We start from the raw sequence: 16,397 nt of genomic DNA, 5'->3' as shown, positions 1-16,397 counted from the left end.
GCAGAAAGGCCGGAAGCTCCGCCGAGCCCACATCCCAACAACTCAAACCACGTCGAAAAAACACCACTCAACAAAGCGGACCGGTGGATTCAGGCTTAGCCGTGCCGGCAATCGTGCCATCCGCGCGGCGGGTGCCGGTGAAGTCGATGGAGTCCTTCGTGGGCGCGGCGTTCGTGACGTGAATGTCTGCCGCGTCGCCGTCGAGGGTCGCGGGGCCGCTCAACTGGGGATCGCCGTCTTCAAGCCCCGCCACGTGCGGACTGATCGTCGCAACGCCGCCGCTGACGTGCAGCAGGCGATCCTGCAGCAGGATGCACCCGGAGGCCGGGTCGTCGAGGCGTACCACCCACACGCCGTCGAGGGAGGCGGCATCCGGCCGCGGCGACGGCGTGCCGGACTGCGAGGCCCCGGGCGTTCCCGCGCCGCCCGCTTGCCCGCCGGAGGGCGCACACGCCACGAGCATCGTGGCGAGCAAACCCACAACGACTCCCGCCAGAGGCCCGCGCATGGCCACACGATATTGCCCGCGGCATCTCCCGTCAATAGCCGGTCTGGGCGGTGGGCGCCCTCAGCCGGCCAGTCGACTCCAGAGGAACTCGTAGATGAGGGCGTTCAGCCGCGCCGTGTGCGCGTTGTCGACCGCGCCGCCGTGGCCGCCGTCCGAATTCTCGAAGTAGAAGACGTCGGGGATGCCCATCCCCTGCATCCTCGCGGCCATCTTGCGCGCCTGCACCGGGCCCACGCGGTCGTCGCTGGTCGCCGCGTAGAACAGCACCGGCGGATAGTGGCCGTCCTCGCGTACAAGCTGGTACGGCGAGAAGGTGCGGATGTACTCCCACTCTGCCGGGTCGTCCGGGTCACCGTATTCGGCGATCCAGGACGCGCCGGCCGAGAGGTGGGTGTACCGCTTCATGTCGAGGAGCGGGACACCGCAGACCACCGCCCCGAAGAGCTCCGGATAACGGGTGAGCATGTTCCCCACGAGCAGCCCGCCGTTCGACCGGCCCTCGCAGCCGAGGCGAGACGGCGTGGTGACGCCGCGGGAGACGAGGTCGCGGGCGATCGCGGCGAAGTCCTCGAAGGCCCGCGGCCGGCTCTGCTTGAGGGCCGCGGTGTGCCAGGCCGGCCCGAACTCGCCGCCGCCGCGGATATTCGCGAGCACGAACACCCCGCCGCGTTCGAGCCACGCGCGGCCCACGATGCCGCCGTACTCCGGAAGCCGCGAGACCTGGAAGCCGCCGTAGCCGGACAGCAGGGTCGGATGCGAACCGTCGGGCGTGAGCCCGGCGGCCGCGACCTGGAAGTACGGCACCCGGGTGCCGTCGTCAGACACCGCCCAGTGCTGCTGAACCTCCAGCCCCTCGGCGTCGAAAAAGGCCGGGGACGACCGGATCAGCTCGGGCGCGAGGGAGCCGATCACCCCGCGGAGAACGCTCGATGGTGTCGTGAACCCGGTCGAGTGCAGCCAGAACTCGTCGGACTCGTCCGGGTCGGTGTCGACCACCCGCACGGTGCTCAGCGCGGGAACGCCGGCGAGAGGAGACCGCGCCCAGCCCGCCGCGGGATCCAACACCACCAGGGTGGACGCGACATCGACGAGCAGCGTGAGGATGAGCGCGCTGTCCGTGAAGTCCCAGCTCTCGAGCGCGGTGTGTTCGTCGGGCACGAAGAGGACGTCGAACGCGCGGTCGCCCGACAGGAAGGCCTCGAGGAGGATGGCGAGCAGCGCTCCGGTGGGATGGACCACCCCGCCGACGGCCCAGTCAGATCGGGCGTGCACGAGAAGCCACTCGCGGCGCAGCGTGACGTCCGCGTCATCCGGCACATCGAGGTGCACGAGGTCGCCGTCCACGAGCAGCAGCGTGCGCGAACGATAGAAGTCGAGCTGCTCGACCACCAGATCGCGCTCGAACCCCGGCGAGTGCTGGTGGATGCCGCTGACCGACAGGTCGTCGGTGGTCACCTCGTGCACGAGCTCGGCGGTGTCGATGGACTGGCCCCGGCGCAGTCGTCGCACCGTGCGAGGGTAGCTCGAGTCGGTCATGCTGCCCGGACCGAAGTCGGTGCCGAGGAAGATCGTGTCGCGGTCGATCCAGGAATACGAGCTCTTGGCCGTCGGGATGACGAACCCGTCGGCGACGAAGGCGCGCGTCTCGAGGTCGAACTCGCGCACCGCCGCCGCGTCGCCGCCGTCCGGAGAGAGCGCGACGAGGGCGCGACTGTAGTCGTGGGGCAGCAGGCGCGCCCCCGAGAAGACCCATTCGCGCCCCTCGGCGCGGCCGAGCTCGTCCACGTCGAGCAGCACGTCCCACTCGGTGTCCGCCGATCGGTAGCTCTCGAGCGTCGTGCGCCGCCACAGTCCGCGCGGGTGCTGCCGGTCGCGCCAGAAGTTGTAATAGTGGCCGCCACGGTGGCTCACGACCGGGATGCGGTCATCGGAATCGATGACCTCGAGCAGCCGGGCGGTGAGGTCGTCGAACTGCGGCGAGGCGAACCTGGCGAGAGTCTGGGCACTCTGCTCGGCGGCCCACTCGAGGGGCGCCTCACCGTGGATGTCTTCGAGCCAGAGGTTCTCGTCGTGCAGGTCGCCGCTCATGCCTCGAGCCTAGGCGGAGCAGACCGGCTACTCGTCGAGCGCGAGTTCCTTGGGCAGTTCGAGCTCCTTCGCGGAGAGCTCCTCCACGTTCACGTCCTTGAACGTGAGCACTCGCACCGACTTGACGAAGCGGTCGGAGCGGTAGACGTCCCACACCCAGACGTCGTTCATGGTGAGCTCGAAGTAGAAGTCGTGCTCCGTGTCCTGGCGAACGAGTTCCACCTCGTTCGCGAGGTAGAACCGTCGCTCGGTCTCGACGACGTAGCGGAACTGGGACACGACATCCCGGTACTCCCGGTACAACGCCAGCTCGACCTCTCGGTCGTAGTCTTCGAACTCGTCTTCTTCCATGCTCCGACAATCCTAGTTCGCTTTTGCGGACCCCAGTGCTGCCGCACCCGACGGCAGAATCGGTCACTCGTCGGAGAGCTCGACGCCGCCGTGCAGCCAGGTGCGACGGTGAAAGTCCGTGGCCCCGAGCTCGGCGATCGCGGCGAAATGGTCGGCGCTGCCGTAGCCCTTGTTCGACGCCCAGCCATAGCCGGGGGTGCGATCGTGCGCCGAGATCATCAGCCGGTCGCGGTGCACCTTCGCCACGACGGAGGCGGCCGCCACCGACGCGCAGTCTCGGTCGGCCTTCGCCCTGGTCTTCACCGCGAGCTTCGTCGTGAGCGCCGGCGAGAGCCAGTCGTGGGTTCCGTCGAGAAGGATCACCGACTGCCGCACGGCCGCCCCGTCGGCGTGGAGTTTCGCGAGGGCGCGCTTGCCCGCGAGACCGAGGGCGGCGATGATGCCCACGGTGTCGACCTCGGTCGCCGTCGCGAGGCCCACGGCCGAGTACAGCGCCCACTCGGCGGCGAGGGGCGCGAGTTGCTCGCGCCTCTTCTCGGAGAGCAGCTTCGAGTCGCGGAGGCCAGCCGGCATGACGCCGATCCGGGCATCCACGACGCACAGGCCGACCGCCACCGGGCCGGCGATGGCGCCGCGCCCCACCTCGTCGCAGCCGATCACGAATCGGGCTCCCCCGCCGTGGAGGAGGGCCTCGATCTCGAGGGTCGGGTCGGAGACCGTCATCTACTGGGCGGCGCCCACGCCGCCGAACACGTTGGGATAGTTGTCGAGCCAGGTCCAGTGGCTCGCCGGCCAGGTGATCACGAACGCCCGGCCGACCACGTCATCCATGGGCACGAAGCCCTTGCTCGGGGTGTCGGTGTTCAACCTCGAATCCGCGGAGTTGTAGCGGTTGTCGCCCATCACCCAGAGCGAATTCTTCGGCACGGTGACCGAGAAGTCGTTGCCGGCCACCTTGCTGACGCCTGCGGGGAGCTTGAGGTACTGCTTCTCGTCGAGAGGCACGCCGTTGACCGTCATCTGGCCGAACGCGTTGCAGCAGGCGACCTTGTCGCCGGGCAGCCCGATCACCCGCTTGATGAGGTGGTCGTTGCTGTCCGGGGCGCTCAGGCCCACGATGGAGAGCACCCAGTCGACGCCGGCAACGAAGCCGTTCTGGTGCACGGGCGGGGACGCCGGAAGCCATCCACCCGGATCCTTGAAGACGACGACGTCGCCGCGCTGCACGGGCACGAGCTTCGGCACCAGCTCGTTCACGATGATTCGGTCGTTGACCTCGAGGGTGTCCTGCATGGACTCCGAGGGGATGTAGAACGAGCGGATGAGGAACGCCTTGATGCCCACGGAGATGATGATCGCGGCAAGAAAGATCAGCACGATGTCCCGAATGAAGAGCCTGACGCCCTTCGACCGGCCGCGCCTCTGGTCCCGCGCGTCGTCGGTCGACGTGGCTGGATCGATGTGTGTCATTAAACCCCTGAGCTCCCCATCATTTTAGGCGCTGGGGAGCTCCGCGAAAACTGCGGTGGAACGGCGCGTCTAGTGCGTGCCGTCCGGCCCGGCGACATCGGGCGGACTAGGGCGCCGTCGCCAGGGCGTCCAGCGTGCGCTGGATCGCGATGGCCGCCGCGCCGCGGGCCCACGACACGAAGCCGTCCTCGTCGACGCGGAGGTCGATCGGGGCGGCCTCCGGGTCGCGATCGGCGCCGATCGCCGCCCTCATCGCCTCGTCCGCGACCGAGAGGATGCCCAGGCCCTCGCCGGCCAACACCACGTGCTCGACCATCGCCAGGTTGGCGACCGCCGCGATGAGTCGACCGAGGGACCTGCCGGCCGACTCCACGACCTGGCGCGCGACGGGGTGGTGCTCTCGGGCCATCTGCAGCACCTCGGCATAGGTCACGGGCCTGCCGATGCCCACCTCGACCTGGGCCCGGATGCTCGGAATCGTGAGCATGGCCGTTGAACACCCGCGGTGGCCGAGAAAGCACAACGGCCCGGTCGCATCGAGCGGGAAGTGCCCGGCCAACCCCAGTCCGGTGTCCGCGGTGCTCACCACCTGGTCGTGCATCACCAGCCCGTAGCCGACGCCGGCCCCGATGGTGATCACGGCGAAGTTGGACAGGCCCCGGCCGAGCCCGAACCAGTGCTCGGCGGCCGTGAGTGATACCACGTCATTCTCCACGGTCACGGAAACCCCGAGCCTCGCCTCGACGGCCTCCCCGAGGCGGGTCGAGCGCCAGCCGAGGAAGGGGGCACGGTCGACGACCCGGTGGTTCGACACGTTGCCACCGAGGCTGATCCCCACGGCGGAGAACTCCTGGCCGTTCGCGAGTTCCGCCGCGAGCTCGGCGATCACGTCGACGACCGTGGCCAGTTCGTGGTCGGGAAGCGGCCGTTCGGCGCGACGTCCCTCGGTGGCGCGGAGGTCCGTCGTGATGGCGACCGCCTCGTCGCCGGTGAGCTTCACCCCCATGAACTGGCGAGCATCCGCCCGCACGTCGAGCGGTCTCGCCGGCCGCCCCATCGCGCCATCCGACTGCTCGGCCATCTCCACGAGCAGGCCGCGATCGAGCAGCGGACGGCTCAGCCGCGTGACGGTGGCGAGCGACAGGCCGAGTCGCTGGGCCAGGTCACTCCGCAGAATCGGCCCGTGGATGAGCACCTCCCTCGCCAGCTCGCTCGAGGGAGCGCGAAATCGGGGCTCGTAGGCCTCAGCGGGCGGCATCGTGGTGGTGCTCCTGTCTAGAGGCGGTCGAGTTCGATCAGGATAGCGTTCTCCGGCAACAGGATCGGTGGACGAAGCCCGATTTCGGCCAGGGCCCGTCCGCTCACCTCGATTCCGGCGAGCCACGGCGGGGTCTGCGCCTGCACCGACTGCGCGGTCCCCGCCGGCTCGACCAGGCGCACCCGGTACCTCGCGTCCGGGTCGAGACCGGGCACCACGAACCGCGCGGGAGAGCTGCCGGCGGCGGCCGACAACTGCACGTAGGCGAAGATCGCCTCCGAACCGTCGTGCGCAACCACGCCGTGCACGAACGAGGTGTCGTCCGGCTGCTGCACGCGAACCACCCGCCCCGAATGCAGCAGGCCGCGCTTGAGCTTGTAGTACGCGGACCAGGAGGCCAGCGCCTGTCGCTCCTCGAGGGTGGCCTCGGTGATGTCCCATTCGATTCCGGCGTGCCCGAAGAGCGCCGTCGTCGCCCGGAACGCGAGACTGTGCACCCGGCCGGTGGTGTGCGAGTGGGTCGGACCGATGTGGCTTCCGAGCAGCTCCGGGGGGATGGCGAATTGCGTGTAGCGCTGAATCGACTGGCGTTCGAGGGCATCGTTGCAGTCCGAGGTCCAGAATCGGTCGACGTGGGCCGCCATGCCCAGGTCGACGCGGCCCCCGCCCGAGGCGCAGGACTCGATCTCCAGACCGGGGTGGCGCCGCTTCAACTCGTCGAACAGCCGGTAGATGGCCTGGGTCTGGCGGCGGACTCCGGCGGCACCGAGGTGTGCGGCCTCGGTGAGCACCCGATTGTGATCCCACTTGATATAGGAGATGTCGTGGTCGGTGAGCAGCGCATCCACCTGTCCGAGCACGTGCTCGTAGGCCCCGTGATGCCCGAGGTCGAGCACCTGCTGGTGGCGGCCCTCCGGGGGGATGCGGCCGCCGGCCTGGAAGATCCACTCCGGATGTGCGCGGTAGAGGTCGGAGTCGGCGTTCACCATCTCGCCCTCGAACCACAGCCCGAACTGCATTCCCGCCGAGGTCACGCGGTCGATGAGCGGATCGAGGCCATCCGGCCAGACGGCGGAGTCGACGACCCAGTCGCCGAGACCGACGAAGTCGTTGCGACGTCCGAGGAACCAGCCGTCGTCGAGCACGAACCGTTCGACGCCGATCTCGCTCGCGGCATCCACGAGCTCCGTGAGCTTGGTCAGGTCGTGGTCGAAGTACACGGCCTCCCACACGTTGAGGGTGAGTGGCCTGGCGGAGGTCGGATGCTCGGGCCTGGCTCGAAGCCAGCGGTAGAGCCGGTCGGTCATGCCGTCGAGGCCGGTCGAGGAGAATGTGGCAGCGACGGTGGGCGCCTCGTAGGTCTCCCCCGCCTGCAGGATTCCCTCGCCCGGCAGCAGGAGCTCCCCGGCGCCCATCGACGTCTGGCCGGATGGCAGCCGTTCGACAAGGTGCCTGGTGTTGCCGCTCCAGAGCAGGCCGGTGCTCCACACCGATCCGTGCTGGTAGCCGGCTCCCGCGGTCAGCGCGAGCTGCACCACGGTGTAGTCATGGCTCGTGCGACCCTCGCGCACCTCGCGGGTCCAGGTTCCGGACTGGATCGGTCGACGCTGCGGCTGTCGTTCCTTCAGCCACCGGCCCGTGAAGTCCATCGTCTCGACGGCGTGGTCTGGGAGGGGCAGCCAGGTGGTCAGTTCGGCCAGATCGAAGGACTCGGCGCCGAGGTTGGTCACGGTCTGGGAGATGAGGACCACCCCGGCCGGCTGCATCCGGAAGGAGACCGAGACCCTGAGCCCGGCCGCCGCGTCGACGGACTCGACGACGAGGGAGCTGGGTGATGACTCGAGACTCGTCACGGTGAAGAGCTGCGACCAGTCCTGGCCGTGCCGATGGCCCAGGATGGCCGGTCGTCCGAGGAACCCGCGGGCGTTCTCCCGCCAGATTCCGGGCACCAGCGGGGCGTCGATGTTGCTCTGCGGCACCCCCTCGGCCGTCATCGTGGCAAGATCCTCGCCGCGGGTGGCGCCGAGATCGCTCCCCCAGTACACGACGGCGGGCGTCCCCGACGACACGTCCACCTGGAAAGAGACCCCGTCGGCCACGAGGGTGATCAGGGTGTCCTGCTGGATGGCGGTGCCGGGCTGTGTCACGTGTGTTTCCTCGATTGTCGGTTCAGATGCCCATGGGTCTGGCCCGGTGCGCGTTCACGCTCCGGGCCAGACCGACTGGCGACTACTGGACTGCTGTTATTTGAAGAGGGCGTTGATCTGCGTGTTCACCGCGGAGAGCGAACTGGCCTTCGCCTTGCCGGACATCACGGCCTCCATGGCCGGGGTGATGAGGGCGCTGACGTCGGAGCGGTGGTCGGTGATCGGGTACAGGAACGTCGTCTTGTCCTTGACCTGGATGGTGAATGGACTCACGTCGATTCCCTTGGCCTTGAAGGACGCCACGGCGGCATCCGTCGCGGCCGGGATGGCGGGGAAGACGACGCCGGCCTGGGCCACCACCGACTGGCAGGCGAGCGAACCGAGGTACTTGACCCACTTCCACGCCTCGGCCGGGTGCTTCGTTCCCGACCAGATGTTGTCCGCGAGCCCGTTGAACATCGACGCGCGCTTGCCGTTCGGTCCGGTGGGAGTCGGGGCGAGGGCCGGGGTGAAGGTGGCGCTCTTCGCTCCGAACACGGCTCCGGTCATCCACGAGCCGTTGCTGGCGATGGCCACCTTTCCGGCGGCGAGCTGGTCGGACCACCCGATGCCCGTCTGAGCCTCGAACGACGGCATGTAGCCCTTTCCGACCAGCGACTGCCACCAGTCGATCGTCTTCTGGAACTTCGGGTCGTTGTAGTTGTACTTGTTACCCCACACCCCGTTGGTGGACTTCCAGCCCGTCGTCGCGGCGAGGAAGCTCCACTGGGTCTGGCCGTCTCCGCCGCCGGAGTTCTCCATCCAGATTCCATAGGTCGCCACGTTGTTCTTGTCGAAACCGGCCTCGTCGCCTCGGTGACCGTTCTTGTCCACCGTGAGGTGCGCGATTGCCGCCTCGTAGGTTCCGCCGTTGTCCGGGTTCCACTTGAGGGTGGCGAGCTGGTCGGCGGAGAGCCCGGCCGCGTCGGTGAGCTGCTTGTTGTAGAACAGCGCGATGGTGTCGAAGTCCTTCGGCAGCCCGTACTGCTTGCCGTCGCTGCCCTTCCAGAGCTCGGCGAGTCCGGGCTGGTAGGCCTTGAGATCCACTCCATCGGCCTTGATGTAGCTGTCGAGGGGGAGGATCTGCTTGTTGAGCATGAACTGCGGGAACTGCGAGAGGTGGCTGGTGAACACGTCGTAGTTGGAGCCCGAGACGAACCCGGTGGTGATCTTGCTCCAGTAGTCGTCCCAGCCGAGCTGCTCGACCTTGACGGTGATCTTGGGGTTCGCCTTGTGGAAGTCGGCCGCGCACTGCGTGTAGGCGGGCGCCTGGTTGGCGTCCCAGAGTCCGTAGCTCAGCGTGGTCGCCGTGCTCGTCGAGGCCGCCGGTGCGGTTGCCGCACACCCGGCCAGCAATAGGGGAACAGCGGCGATGAGGGCGATCGCCACTCGATTCTTCTTCATGGGTTCTCTTTCTTCCGTGACTATCTCTTGGGTGCAGACGACGCCGTCTGGCGTCGGCATTCGCTCTACCGTGAGCGAAACTCTGGGGGTGCCGGTCTACTTGACCCCGGACGATTGGATGGAACCGACGATCCGGCGGCCGAACACGAGCAGCAGGATGAAGATCGGCACGGCGGAGACGAGCGCTCCGGCCATCAGGCCCGCCCAGTCCGGATTGCCCTGCGGCGTCTGCGACTTGAAGATGCCGAGGCCGACCGTGAGCAGTTTCGACTGCTCGGTCTGGCCGATGAGGAAGGGCCAGAGGTAGTCGTTCCAGTACTGGATGAACTGCAGGATGGCCAGGGTGATGATCTGCGGCCAGGCGAGCGGCACGACGATGGTGCGGAAGATGCGCCACAGGTTGGCCCCGTCGATGACCGCCGCCTCGATGATGCTGCGGTTCACCCCCAGGAAGAACTGGCGGAGGAAGAAGATGGCGAACGGCGTCATGAACATCGACGGCAGCGCGATCCCGACGATCGTGTTCAGCAGCCCGGCATCCTTCACGAGGATGAAGTTGGGCAGCAGGGTGAAGATCCCGGGCACCATGAGCGCGATGAGGAAGATGCTGAAGACCTTGTCGCGTCCCTTCCAGTTGAGCAGGGCGAACGCGTAGGCCGCCATCGCGCTGAAGGTGACCTGCAGCACCGTGATGAGCGTGCAGGTCAGAATCGAGTTCAGCATGTATTGGGCGAAGTTGATGGACGCCCCGGACCCGCCCTCCGCGAGGGCCTCCGCCGTGGTGGACAGCCCGAGCACCCGACGCAGCGGGCCGAACGTGAAGTCGACCGGGAGCAGGTTGAGCGGCTCCCCGAACATCGCGCGGTTGTTGCTGAAGGCGGTGCGGAACATCCAGTAGATCGGAAAGAGCGTGATCAGGATCACGATGATCAGGGCGAGACGGCCGAAGAAGATCGAGACCTTCGACTTCGCGAGCGCCGGGTCGCTTTCGAGCGAGGTGCTGCGCACCCGGCGGGTGGTCTTGAGAGCGAGGATTGCCATGGTGCTACCTCTCCAGGTCTGATTCGTTGGCACGAAGGAGCTTGTTCTGCAGGAGCGCTACCCCGGCGAGGATGATCATGAGGATCACCGCGAGCGCCGACGCGTATCCGAAGTCCAGCCGCTCGAACGCTCGTTGGTAGATGTAGTAGTTGATGGCCCGGGTGGCGTCGACCGGGCCGCCCTTGGTGGTCACGGCGATCGTGTCGAAGACCTGGAACGAGCCGACGACCGTCACGACCAGCACGAAGGCGAGCACGGGGCGGAGCAGGGGAAGGGTCACGCTGCGGAACACCCGCCACTCTCCGGCGCCATCCACCTCGGCCGCCTCGTAGACGTCCCGCGGTATGGCCTGGAGGCCGGCGAAGAGCAGCAGCGAGGTGTAGCCGAGGTGACGCCAGACGTTGACCATGGCGATGGTCACCATGGCGATGTTCTCGTTGCCGAAGAATCCGATCTTGTGGATTCCAATAAATTCGAGCGCCGCGTTGATGATGCCGAGGTTGTAGTCCGCCAACCAGTACCAGACCAGCGCCACGATCACGTTGGCGATGAGGTAGGGAAGCATGATGACCCCGCGAACGACCATGGATCGGGTGAAGCGCTGCATGAGCACGGCGAGCAGGAGTGCGGCCGCCGTCTGCACGCCGACGTTGATCACGACGTATTCGAGGGTCACCCGCAGCGAATTCCAGAACACCGGGTCCGACCAGATCTTGATGTAGTTCTCGAGGCCGATGAAGACCGGCGGTCGGAGCAGGTTGTAGTCGGTGAAGCTGAGGTAGAGGCCCCTGATCGCCGGCCAGGCGAAGAAGACCACGAATCCGATGCTGGCCGGGATGAGGAACAGCACCGCTGCCCTGAACTGCGATCCCTTGCGGGCGGTCACCGCCATGGTGTGCCTCCTAACGTCCTTGTCAGGAGACATAATTGCATCATGGAAGTAAAGAAGTCAAGAGATTGGCAAAATGCGTGACGCACCGTGACATTCGAGTCGCGATACGGCGGCTAAGGGGCCATTTCGCGATGGTTTAATTTGCCTGCTGCAAAGAATGGCGACCGCGAGCTGCCTCCATGCGGCCACTATTCACGCGGAAATGCGCCAGTGAGGAGCAGTGATTCGCGCCGGACAACAAAAAAGCCGGGACGCGCTCGTCGCGCGTCCCGGCTTCTGAAAACTATTGTCTAGTGCGCGTCGCGCTTTTCCTTGATCTTCGCCTTCTTGCCGCGGAGGTTGCGGAGGTAGTAGAGCTTCGCGCGGCGCACGTCGCCGCGGGTGACGACCTCGATGTGGTCGATGACCGGGGAGTGCACGGGGAAGGTGCGCTCGACGCCGACCTGGAAGCTGACCTTGCGAACGCAGAACGTCTCGCGCACGCCCTCGCCGGAGCGGCCGATGACGACGCCCTGGAAGACCTGGATGCGGGAGCGGGTGCCCTCGACGATGTTTACGTGGACCTTCACGTTGTCGCCGGCGCGGAAGTCCGGGATGTCCGAGCGGAGTGAGGCCGCATCTACGGCGTCAAGAATGTGCATGGTGGTTCGCTCTCTGCAACCGCCACAGGTCGATCACGATATAGGTGAATCTCAGAAGGAAGTGGTGCCCGGTCTGTGACGGCTCCCCTGTGGCAGAGCCGTGCTGAAGGCACAAGGGGTAATTCTGCCACATCGGCAGGGTCTGTGCCACTCACGGGGCCAGAGCCTACGGCGCTCCGGCGGCGGCGGGATCGGGCGTCTCCCCCGCGCGAGGTCGCTCGGCCTGGTTGATGGCCGCCCGCAGCTCGTCGTAGTCGAGGCCGGTGAGGCGGGTCACCACCCCCTGGCGGGTCTCCACGAGGTACTCGATGAGCACGACCCAGAGGGTGGTGAAGGCGAGGATGATGATCACCGCGCCCGAGATGTCGGCGATCGTGAACGACGCATCCCGGAACGACTGCCCGAAGAGGTGCGTGGCGATCGAGGTGCCCTGCTCGTAGCTGTGCACCGAATCGACCACGAAGAAGCCGTAGCACAGCACCGCGAAGTACCAGGCAGATAGCAGCCACGCGTCCGTTCTCGACACGGCACCCGACCGCCTGGCCCGCTCGCGCGCCCAGGTGATGGTGGTGACCACCGCGAGAAAGACGAAGAGGAGCGGAGCCAGGAAGAGCCCGATGGCGTAGTGCCAGCCGAGGATCACGCCGAAGAAGACGCGTCCGATCAGGAGCCACAGCGGCAGCACGATGGTTGCGGCGAACTGCGTATTGAACACAGCCCGGCGATACCACATGGGTAAAAGCTTACGCTCGCCGCGCGGGAGAATAAGTCGTACGAGACGAGGAGACGCATGATCGAGTTGAGAACGCCCGCGGAGATCGACGAAATGAGGCCGGCAGGCCGCTTTGTCGCGAGCGTGTTGGAGGAGCTCGTGGCCGCCTCGGCTGTGGGCGTCAACCTGCTGAAGCTCGATTCGATCGCCCACGCCCTGATCCAGAAGGCCGGAGCAGAGAGCTGCTACGTCGACTATCACCCGTCGTTCGGCGCGATGCCGTTCGGCAAGGTGCTGTGCACGTCGGTCAACGACGCCGCCCTGCACGGGCTTCCGTTCGACTACCGCCTCGCCGACGGGGACGTGGTGAGCCTCGACTTCGCGGCATCCGTCGACGGCTGGGTGGCGGACTCCGCCGTCACCATCGTGGTCGGCTCCGCCCGCGACGAGGATCTTCGCCTCATCGAGACCACCGAGCGCGCTCTCGCCGCCGGGATCGCCGCCGCGCAGCCGGGGGGCCGGATGGGCGACGTCTCGGCCGCCATCGGAGCGGTCTGCCGTGCTGCCGGCTTCGGCGTGAACACCGACTTCGGCGGACACGGGGTGGGGCACACGATGCACGGCGACCCGCACGTGCCCAATGACGGGCGACCGGGGCGCGGAATCCCCCTGCGCGCCGGGCTCGTCTTCGCGATCGAGCCCTGGCTCATGCAGTCGACTGACCAGATCTTCACGGACCCCGACGGATGGACCCTGCGCAGCCTCGACGGGTCGCGGGCCGCCCATTCCGAGCACACGATCGCGATCACCGAAGACGGCCCACTGGTGCTCACCGCCCGCTGAGAGCACCGCTCGCTAACGGCTCAGGCCCGCGAGGCGACCAGCCCGCGAATAGTGGTGTCGAGGGCGAAGCCGAACTCGTCCGACACGGCCTCCCGATCTCGCCGAAGCTCCGCCACGAGGCGGGGGTACGCACCGGCGCCGATCGTCGGCAGCAGCGAGAGGATCGAGGCATCGGCGTCGGCCGGGATGCTGCGAATCATGGCGGCGTAGTTGCGCACGATCCCCTGCAGCAGCAGGGCCGCGCTCAGGCGCTCGCTCTTCTTCAGTGGCGACTCGGCGAGGCTCTCGAGCAGCGATTCGATCCACTCGAGACTGTGCGGGGTGCGGGGCATGCCGGTGATAACGACGTCGCTCAGCCAGGGGTGCCTGCGATACACGTCGAGAAGGGCGCGGGCCCACGCCCTGGCGTTGTCGCTCCACCCGGCGGACCGCGCCCTCGCCGGAGGATGCCCCACCGCCGAGTCGACCATGAGCTCGACGAGGGTCTCCTTCGAGTCGACGTAGCGGTAGAGCGCCGTCGCCGCGAGGCCGAGGGGCTTCGCGAGAGCCGCCATGGAGAGACCGTCGAGGCCCTCGTCGTCGGCGAGCGCGATCGCCGCCGCGACGATGCGCTCGGTGCTCTGCTTCGGCTTCGGCCCGCGATTCGTGGTCTCGCCCAGCCCCCAGGCGAGCAGCACCACCTGCGGGAGCGTCGTCGGCGTCTCGAGCTCGGACGGCTTCTCTGGTTGACTGCGCACGTCGTTCACAGTAGTGTCTTCTTACTGTGAGTGCAATACACAGTAGATCCGTCACAATTATCCCTCGAACTGGAGAACCCCGATGAACCGGCAATCCCTCGCCATGACCGCGCTGCTCTGCGCCTCGTTCATGGATGTCATGGACACCATGATCACGAACGTGGCGCTGCCATCGATTCAGGTCGACCTCGGCGCCAGCCCGGTCGAGCTCGAGTGGACGATAGCCGGCTACCTGATCGCCTTCGCGACCACACTGCTGCTGGGCGGGCGACTCGGCGACCGGGTCGACCGGCGCACCCTGTTCGCTCTCAGTCTGCTCGGATTCGTGCTCGCGTCGTTCGGGGCGACCCTCGCCTGGAGCGGCGCATCCCTCGTGGGCTTCCGCATCGGCCAGGGCGCGGCGGCCGGACTGATGATCCCCCAGGTGCTCGCCTACGTTCAGGTTCTTTACCCTCCGGAGAAGCGTGCACCGCTGTACGCGGCAATCGGGTCGATGAGCGTGCTCGGCACGGTCGTCGGGCAGATCCTCGGCGGCTGGCTCGTCACCATCGACGCGTTCGGCCTCGGCTGGCGGAGCATCTTCCTCATCAACGTCCCCGTCGGACTCGTCGCTCTCGTCGTCGCCTACGTCTGCCTGCCGAGAGCGGTGTCGGCCGGTCGCGAACGGCTGGATGTCGCGGGCGCCGTGCTCTCGGGCGGCGCGATCTTCCTGTTCGTCCTCGCCCTCACCACGGGGCACCTCAACCACTGGGCGTGGTGGATCTGGGCGCTGATTGCCGCGGCGGTCGCGCTCTTCGCCGCCTTCGTGAGGCACGAACGCCGACTCACCCGCACGGGCGGAGCGCCGCTGGTGTCGACGGAGCTGTTCCGGGTGAGGTCGTTCTCGGCCACGGCGATCGTGCAACTGCTCTTCGCCTTCGGCTCGGGCAGCTACGCCATGGTGCTCGGCTTCTACCTCCAGCAGGTCGTGGGGCTCAGCCCGCTCGCCTTCGGACTTGTCCTACTGCCGATCAGCCTGGGGGCAATGGCCGGATCGGCGATCGCCGTGCCGCTGAGCAAGAACCACGGGGTGGCCCTCGTCATCGCCGGCGGGCTGATCCAGGCCGCGGCGTTCTGGTGGGTGCGGCTCGTTCTCGAGGCCGGGTCGCCGCTCAACGCCTGGGCGCTCGTGCCGCCGCTGGCCTTCGCCGGGATCGGCCTCATCTTCGTGGCGATGCCGCTCGTCGAGATCGCGCTGCGCGGCGTAGCGCCGCACCTGGCCGGCACGGCATCAGGGGTGCTCAACACCGTCCAGCAGACGGGGTCCGCACTGGGGATCGCGGCGGCCGGCGGACTCTACTTCGCGTTCGAGGAGACGTCGGGAGCGCTCGTGGCGGAACTCGGCGCGCTCTGGGTGCCGGTGGCCTGCTTCGTGCTGACCGCGGTGACGGCGGCCGTCGCCCTCGGGGTGCGCGGCCGGCGGGTCACCCCGGTAGCCGAATTCGCCCCCCGGGAGGCGTGAGGACCCCGCTAGTGCCCGTCGTTGCTCGGGCGCGACGTGGCGCGGGATCGCCGCGAGCTAGTCGGCGAGCAGGTCGGGCCGCACGCGCCGGGTGCGCTCGAGCTGCTGCTCGTGCCGCCAGGCGGCGATAGCACCGTGGTTGCCGCTCAGCAACACCGGGGGAACCTCGAGGCCGCGCCACTCGGCCGGCTTGGTGTAGCTCGGATACTCGAGCAGGCCATCCGAATGCGACTCCTCCACGAGGCTCTCCGGGTTGCCCACGACGCCCGGGATGAGCCGGCCGATCGCCTCGATCATGGCCATCGTGGCGACCTCTCCGCCGTTGAGCACGTAGTCGCCGAGGCTCACGAGGCGCACCGTCGCGCGCGTCGAGGCGTAGTCGACCACCCTCTGGTCGATCCCCTCGTACCGGCCGCAGCCGAACACGAGTTGCCGCTCCAGCGCGAGCTCGTGCGCCATGGACTGGCTGAAGAGCTCCCCGGCCGGGGACGGGAAGATGATCACGGGCGGCTCGGCGTGCTGCGCCTCGCTGGCATAGAGGATGCTGTCGAGCGCGTCGCCCCAGGGCTCGGGGCGCATGACCATGCCGGCTCCCCCGCCGTACGGGGTGTCGTCCACCGTGCGGTGCCGGTCGTAGGTGTAGTCCCGCAGATCGTGCACCGCGAGGTCGATGAGTCCGTTCTGCCGCGCCTTGCCGAGCAGTGACACGTCGAGCACGGAGAAGAACTCCGGGAAGATCGTCACGATGTCGATGCGCATCGACGG

At 67.6% G+C, this 16,397-nt stretch carries 16 protein-coding genes; 2 read left to right on the top strand and 14 right to left on the bottom strand.

The genetic code is table 11. From position 1 onward, the window contains the following. Positions 1-67: 67 nt before the first annotated feature. The 12 genes from ACHZD8_RS06895 to ACHZD8_RS06840 all read right to left on the bottom strand — a co-directional run bounded on the left by ACHZD8_RS06895 (position 68) and on the right by ACHZD8_RS06840 (position 12,554). Positions 68-508, bottom strand: a complete 441-nt coding sequence (locus ACHZD8_RS06895; RefSeq protein WP_394769447.1) for a hypothetical protein — start codon at positions 506-508, stop codon at positions 68-70. Between the two features lie 60 nt (positions 509-568). Then, positions 569-2,596 carry a prolyl oligopeptidase family protein gene (locus tag ACHZD8_RS06890; protein WP_394769446.1) on the bottom strand — a complete coding sequence of 676 codons (2,028 nt, stop codon included), beginning with the start codon at positions 2,594-2,596 and terminating at the stop codon, positions 569-571. 27 nt (positions 2,597-2,623) lie between these two features. Next, positions 2,624-2,947, bottom strand: coding sequence for a DUF2469 family protein (locus ACHZD8_RS06885; RefSeq protein WP_147783863.1), 324 nt, complete (start codon positions 2,945-2,947; stop codon positions 2,624-2,626). Between the two features lie 63 nt (positions 2,948-3,010). After that, positions 3,011-3,670, bottom strand: a complete 660-nt coding sequence (locus ACHZD8_RS06880) for a ribonuclease HII (protein WP_394769445.1) — start codon at positions 3,668-3,670, stop codon at positions 3,011-3,013. Continuing rightward, positions 3,671-4,417 (bottom strand): signal peptidase I, encoded by a 747-nt coding sequence (gene lepB / locus ACHZD8_RS06875; RefSeq protein WP_394769443.1) that lies wholly within the window; start codon positions 4,415-4,417, stop codon positions 3,671-3,673. Positions 4,418-4,523: 106 nt separating this feature from the next. After that, positions 4,524-5,675: an ROK family protein gene (locus ACHZD8_RS06870; RefSeq protein WP_394769441.1), complete on the bottom strand. Its 1,152-nt coding sequence runs from the start codon at positions 5,673-5,675 to the stop codon at positions 4,524-4,526. 17 nt (positions 5,676-5,692) lie between these two features. Further along, the gene (locus ACHZD8_RS06865) at positions 5,693-7,822 is read right to left on the bottom strand and encodes an alpha-galactosidase (protein WP_394769439.1); all 2,130 of its coding nucleotides are present in this window, start codon (positions 7,820-7,822) and stop codon (positions 5,693-5,695) included. 96 nt (positions 7,823-7,918) lie between these two features. Next, the gene (locus ACHZD8_RS06860; protein ID WP_394769438.1) at positions 7,919-9,265 is read right to left on the bottom strand and encodes an ABC transporter substrate-binding protein; all 1,347 of its coding nucleotides are present in this window, start codon (positions 9,263-9,265) and stop codon (positions 7,919-7,921) included. A 96-nt stretch (positions 9,266-9,361) separates the two neighbouring features. Next, positions 9,362-10,306 (bottom strand): carbohydrate ABC transporter permease, encoded by a 945-nt coding sequence (locus tag ACHZD8_RS06855; protein ID WP_394769436.1) that lies wholly within the window; start codon positions 10,304-10,306, stop codon positions 9,362-9,364. Positions 10,307-10,310: 4 nt separating this feature from the next. Then, on the bottom strand, positions 10,311-11,198 hold the full coding sequence (locus ACHZD8_RS06850) for a carbohydrate ABC transporter permease (RefSeq protein WP_394769434.1): 888 nt from the start codon (positions 11,196-11,198) through the stop codon (positions 10,311-10,313). Positions 11,199-11,488: 290 nt separating this feature from the next. After that, positions 11,489-11,839 (bottom strand): 50S ribosomal protein L19, encoded by a 351-nt coding sequence (rplS, locus tag ACHZD8_RS06845; protein ID WP_147783871.1) that lies wholly within the window; start codon positions 11,837-11,839, stop codon positions 11,489-11,491. Between the two features lie 166 nt (positions 11,840-12,005). After that, positions 12,006-12,554 carry a hypothetical protein gene (locus tag ACHZD8_RS06840; RefSeq protein ID WP_394769432.1) on the bottom strand — a complete coding sequence of 183 codons (549 nt, stop codon included), beginning with the start codon at positions 12,552-12,554 and terminating at the stop codon, positions 12,006-12,008. Positions 12,555-12,629: 75 nt separating this feature from the next. Here ACHZD8_RS06840 and map point away from each other — a divergent pair, with 75 nt between their 5' ends. Beyond that, positions 12,630-13,394 (top strand): type I methionyl aminopeptidase, encoded by a 765-nt coding sequence (map, locus tag ACHZD8_RS06835; RefSeq protein ID WP_394769430.1) that lies wholly within the window; start codon positions 12,630-12,632, stop codon positions 13,392-13,394. A gap of 20 nt (positions 13,395-13,414) precedes the next feature. Here the strand turns inward: map and ACHZD8_RS06830 are convergent, their stop codons facing one another. Further along, positions 13,415-14,131: a TetR/AcrR family transcriptional regulator gene (locus ACHZD8_RS06830; protein ID WP_394769428.1), complete on the bottom strand. Its 717-nt coding sequence runs from the start codon at positions 14,129-14,131 to the stop codon at positions 13,415-13,417. 82 nt (positions 14,132-14,213) lie between these two features. On the opposite strand from ACHZD8_RS06830, the gene ACHZD8_RS06825 reads away from it, so the two are divergent. Next, the gene (locus ACHZD8_RS06825; protein ID WP_394769426.1) at positions 14,214-15,632 is read left to right on the top strand and encodes an MFS transporter; all 1,419 of its coding nucleotides are present in this window, start codon (positions 14,214-14,216) and stop codon (positions 15,630-15,632) included. Positions 15,633-15,689: 57 nt separating this feature from the next. On the opposite strand, the gene trmD is transcribed toward ACHZD8_RS06825, so the two are convergent. After that, a complete protein-coding gene (gene trmD, locus ACHZD8_RS06820) occupies positions 15,690-16,391 on the bottom strand; it encodes a tRNA (guanosine(37)-N1)-methyltransferase TrmD (RefSeq protein WP_394769424.1) in 702 nt (233 codons plus the stop codon). Between the last annotated feature and the right edge of the window lie 6 nt (positions 16,392-16,397).

It is taken from the genome of Lacisediminihabitans sp., from assembly GCF_043726815.1.
Taxonomy (GTDB): Bacteria; Actinomycetota; Actinomycetes; order Actinomycetales; family Microbacteriaceae; genus Lacisediminihabitans.
This window is presented reverse-complemented; position numbering and strand designations above follow the sequence as displayed.

What these genes read in the sequence shown, in the direction of transcription:
- ACHZD8_RS06880 (WP_394769445.1), bottom strand. Translation starts at nt 3,670, where the DNA reads ATGACGGTCTCCGACCCGACCCTCGAGATCGAGGCCCTCCTCCACGGC.
- ACHZD8_RS06870 (WP_394769441.1), bottom strand. Translation starts at nt 5,675, where the DNA reads ATGCCGCCCGCTGAGGCCTACGAGCCCCGATTTCGCGCTCCCTCGAGC.
- ACHZD8_RS06855 (WP_394769436.1), bottom strand. Translation starts at nt 10,306, where the DNA reads ATGGCAATCCTCGCTCTCAAGACCACCCGCCGGGTGCGCAGCACCTCG.
- lepB (WP_394769443.1), bottom strand. Translation starts at nt 4,417, where the DNA reads ATGACACACATCGATCCAGCCACGTCGACCGACGACGCGCGGGACCAG.
- trmD (WP_394769424.1), bottom strand. Translation starts at nt 16,391, where the DNA reads ATGCGCATCGACATCGTGACGATCTTCCCGGAGTTCTTCTCCGTGCTC.
- ACHZD8_RS06890 (WP_394769446.1), bottom strand. Translation starts at nt 2,596, where the DNA reads ATGAGCGGCGACCTGCACGACGAGAACCTCTGGCTCGAAGACATCCAC.
- ACHZD8_RS06860 (WP_394769438.1), bottom strand. Translation starts at nt 9,265, where the DNA reads ATGAAGAAGAATCGAGTGGCGATCGCCCTCATCGCCGCTGTTCCCCTA.
- ACHZD8_RS06850 (WP_394769434.1), bottom strand. Translation starts at nt 11,198, where the DNA reads ATGGCGGTGACCGCCCGCAAGGGATCGCAGTTCAGGGCAGCGGTGCTG.
- ACHZD8_RS06885 (WP_147783863.1), bottom strand. Translation starts at nt 2,947, where the DNA reads ATGGAAGAAGACGAGTTCGAAGACTACGACCGAGAGGTCGAGCTGGCG.
- ACHZD8_RS06825 (WP_394769426.1), top strand. Translation starts at nt 14,214, where the DNA reads ATGAACCGGCAATCCCTCGCCATGACCGCGCTGCTCTGCGCCTCGTTC.
- map (WP_394769430.1), top strand. Translation starts at nt 12,630, where the DNA reads ATGATCGAGTTGAGAACGCCCGCGGAGATCGACGAAATGAGGCCGGCA.
- rplS (WP_147783871.1), bottom strand. Translation starts at nt 11,839, where the DNA reads ATGCACATTCTTGACGCCGTAGATGCGGCCTCACTCCGCTCGGACATC.
- ACHZD8_RS06895 (WP_394769447.1), bottom strand. Translation starts at nt 508, where the DNA reads ATGCGCGGGCCTCTGGCGGGAGTCGTTGTGGGTTTGCTCGCCACGATG.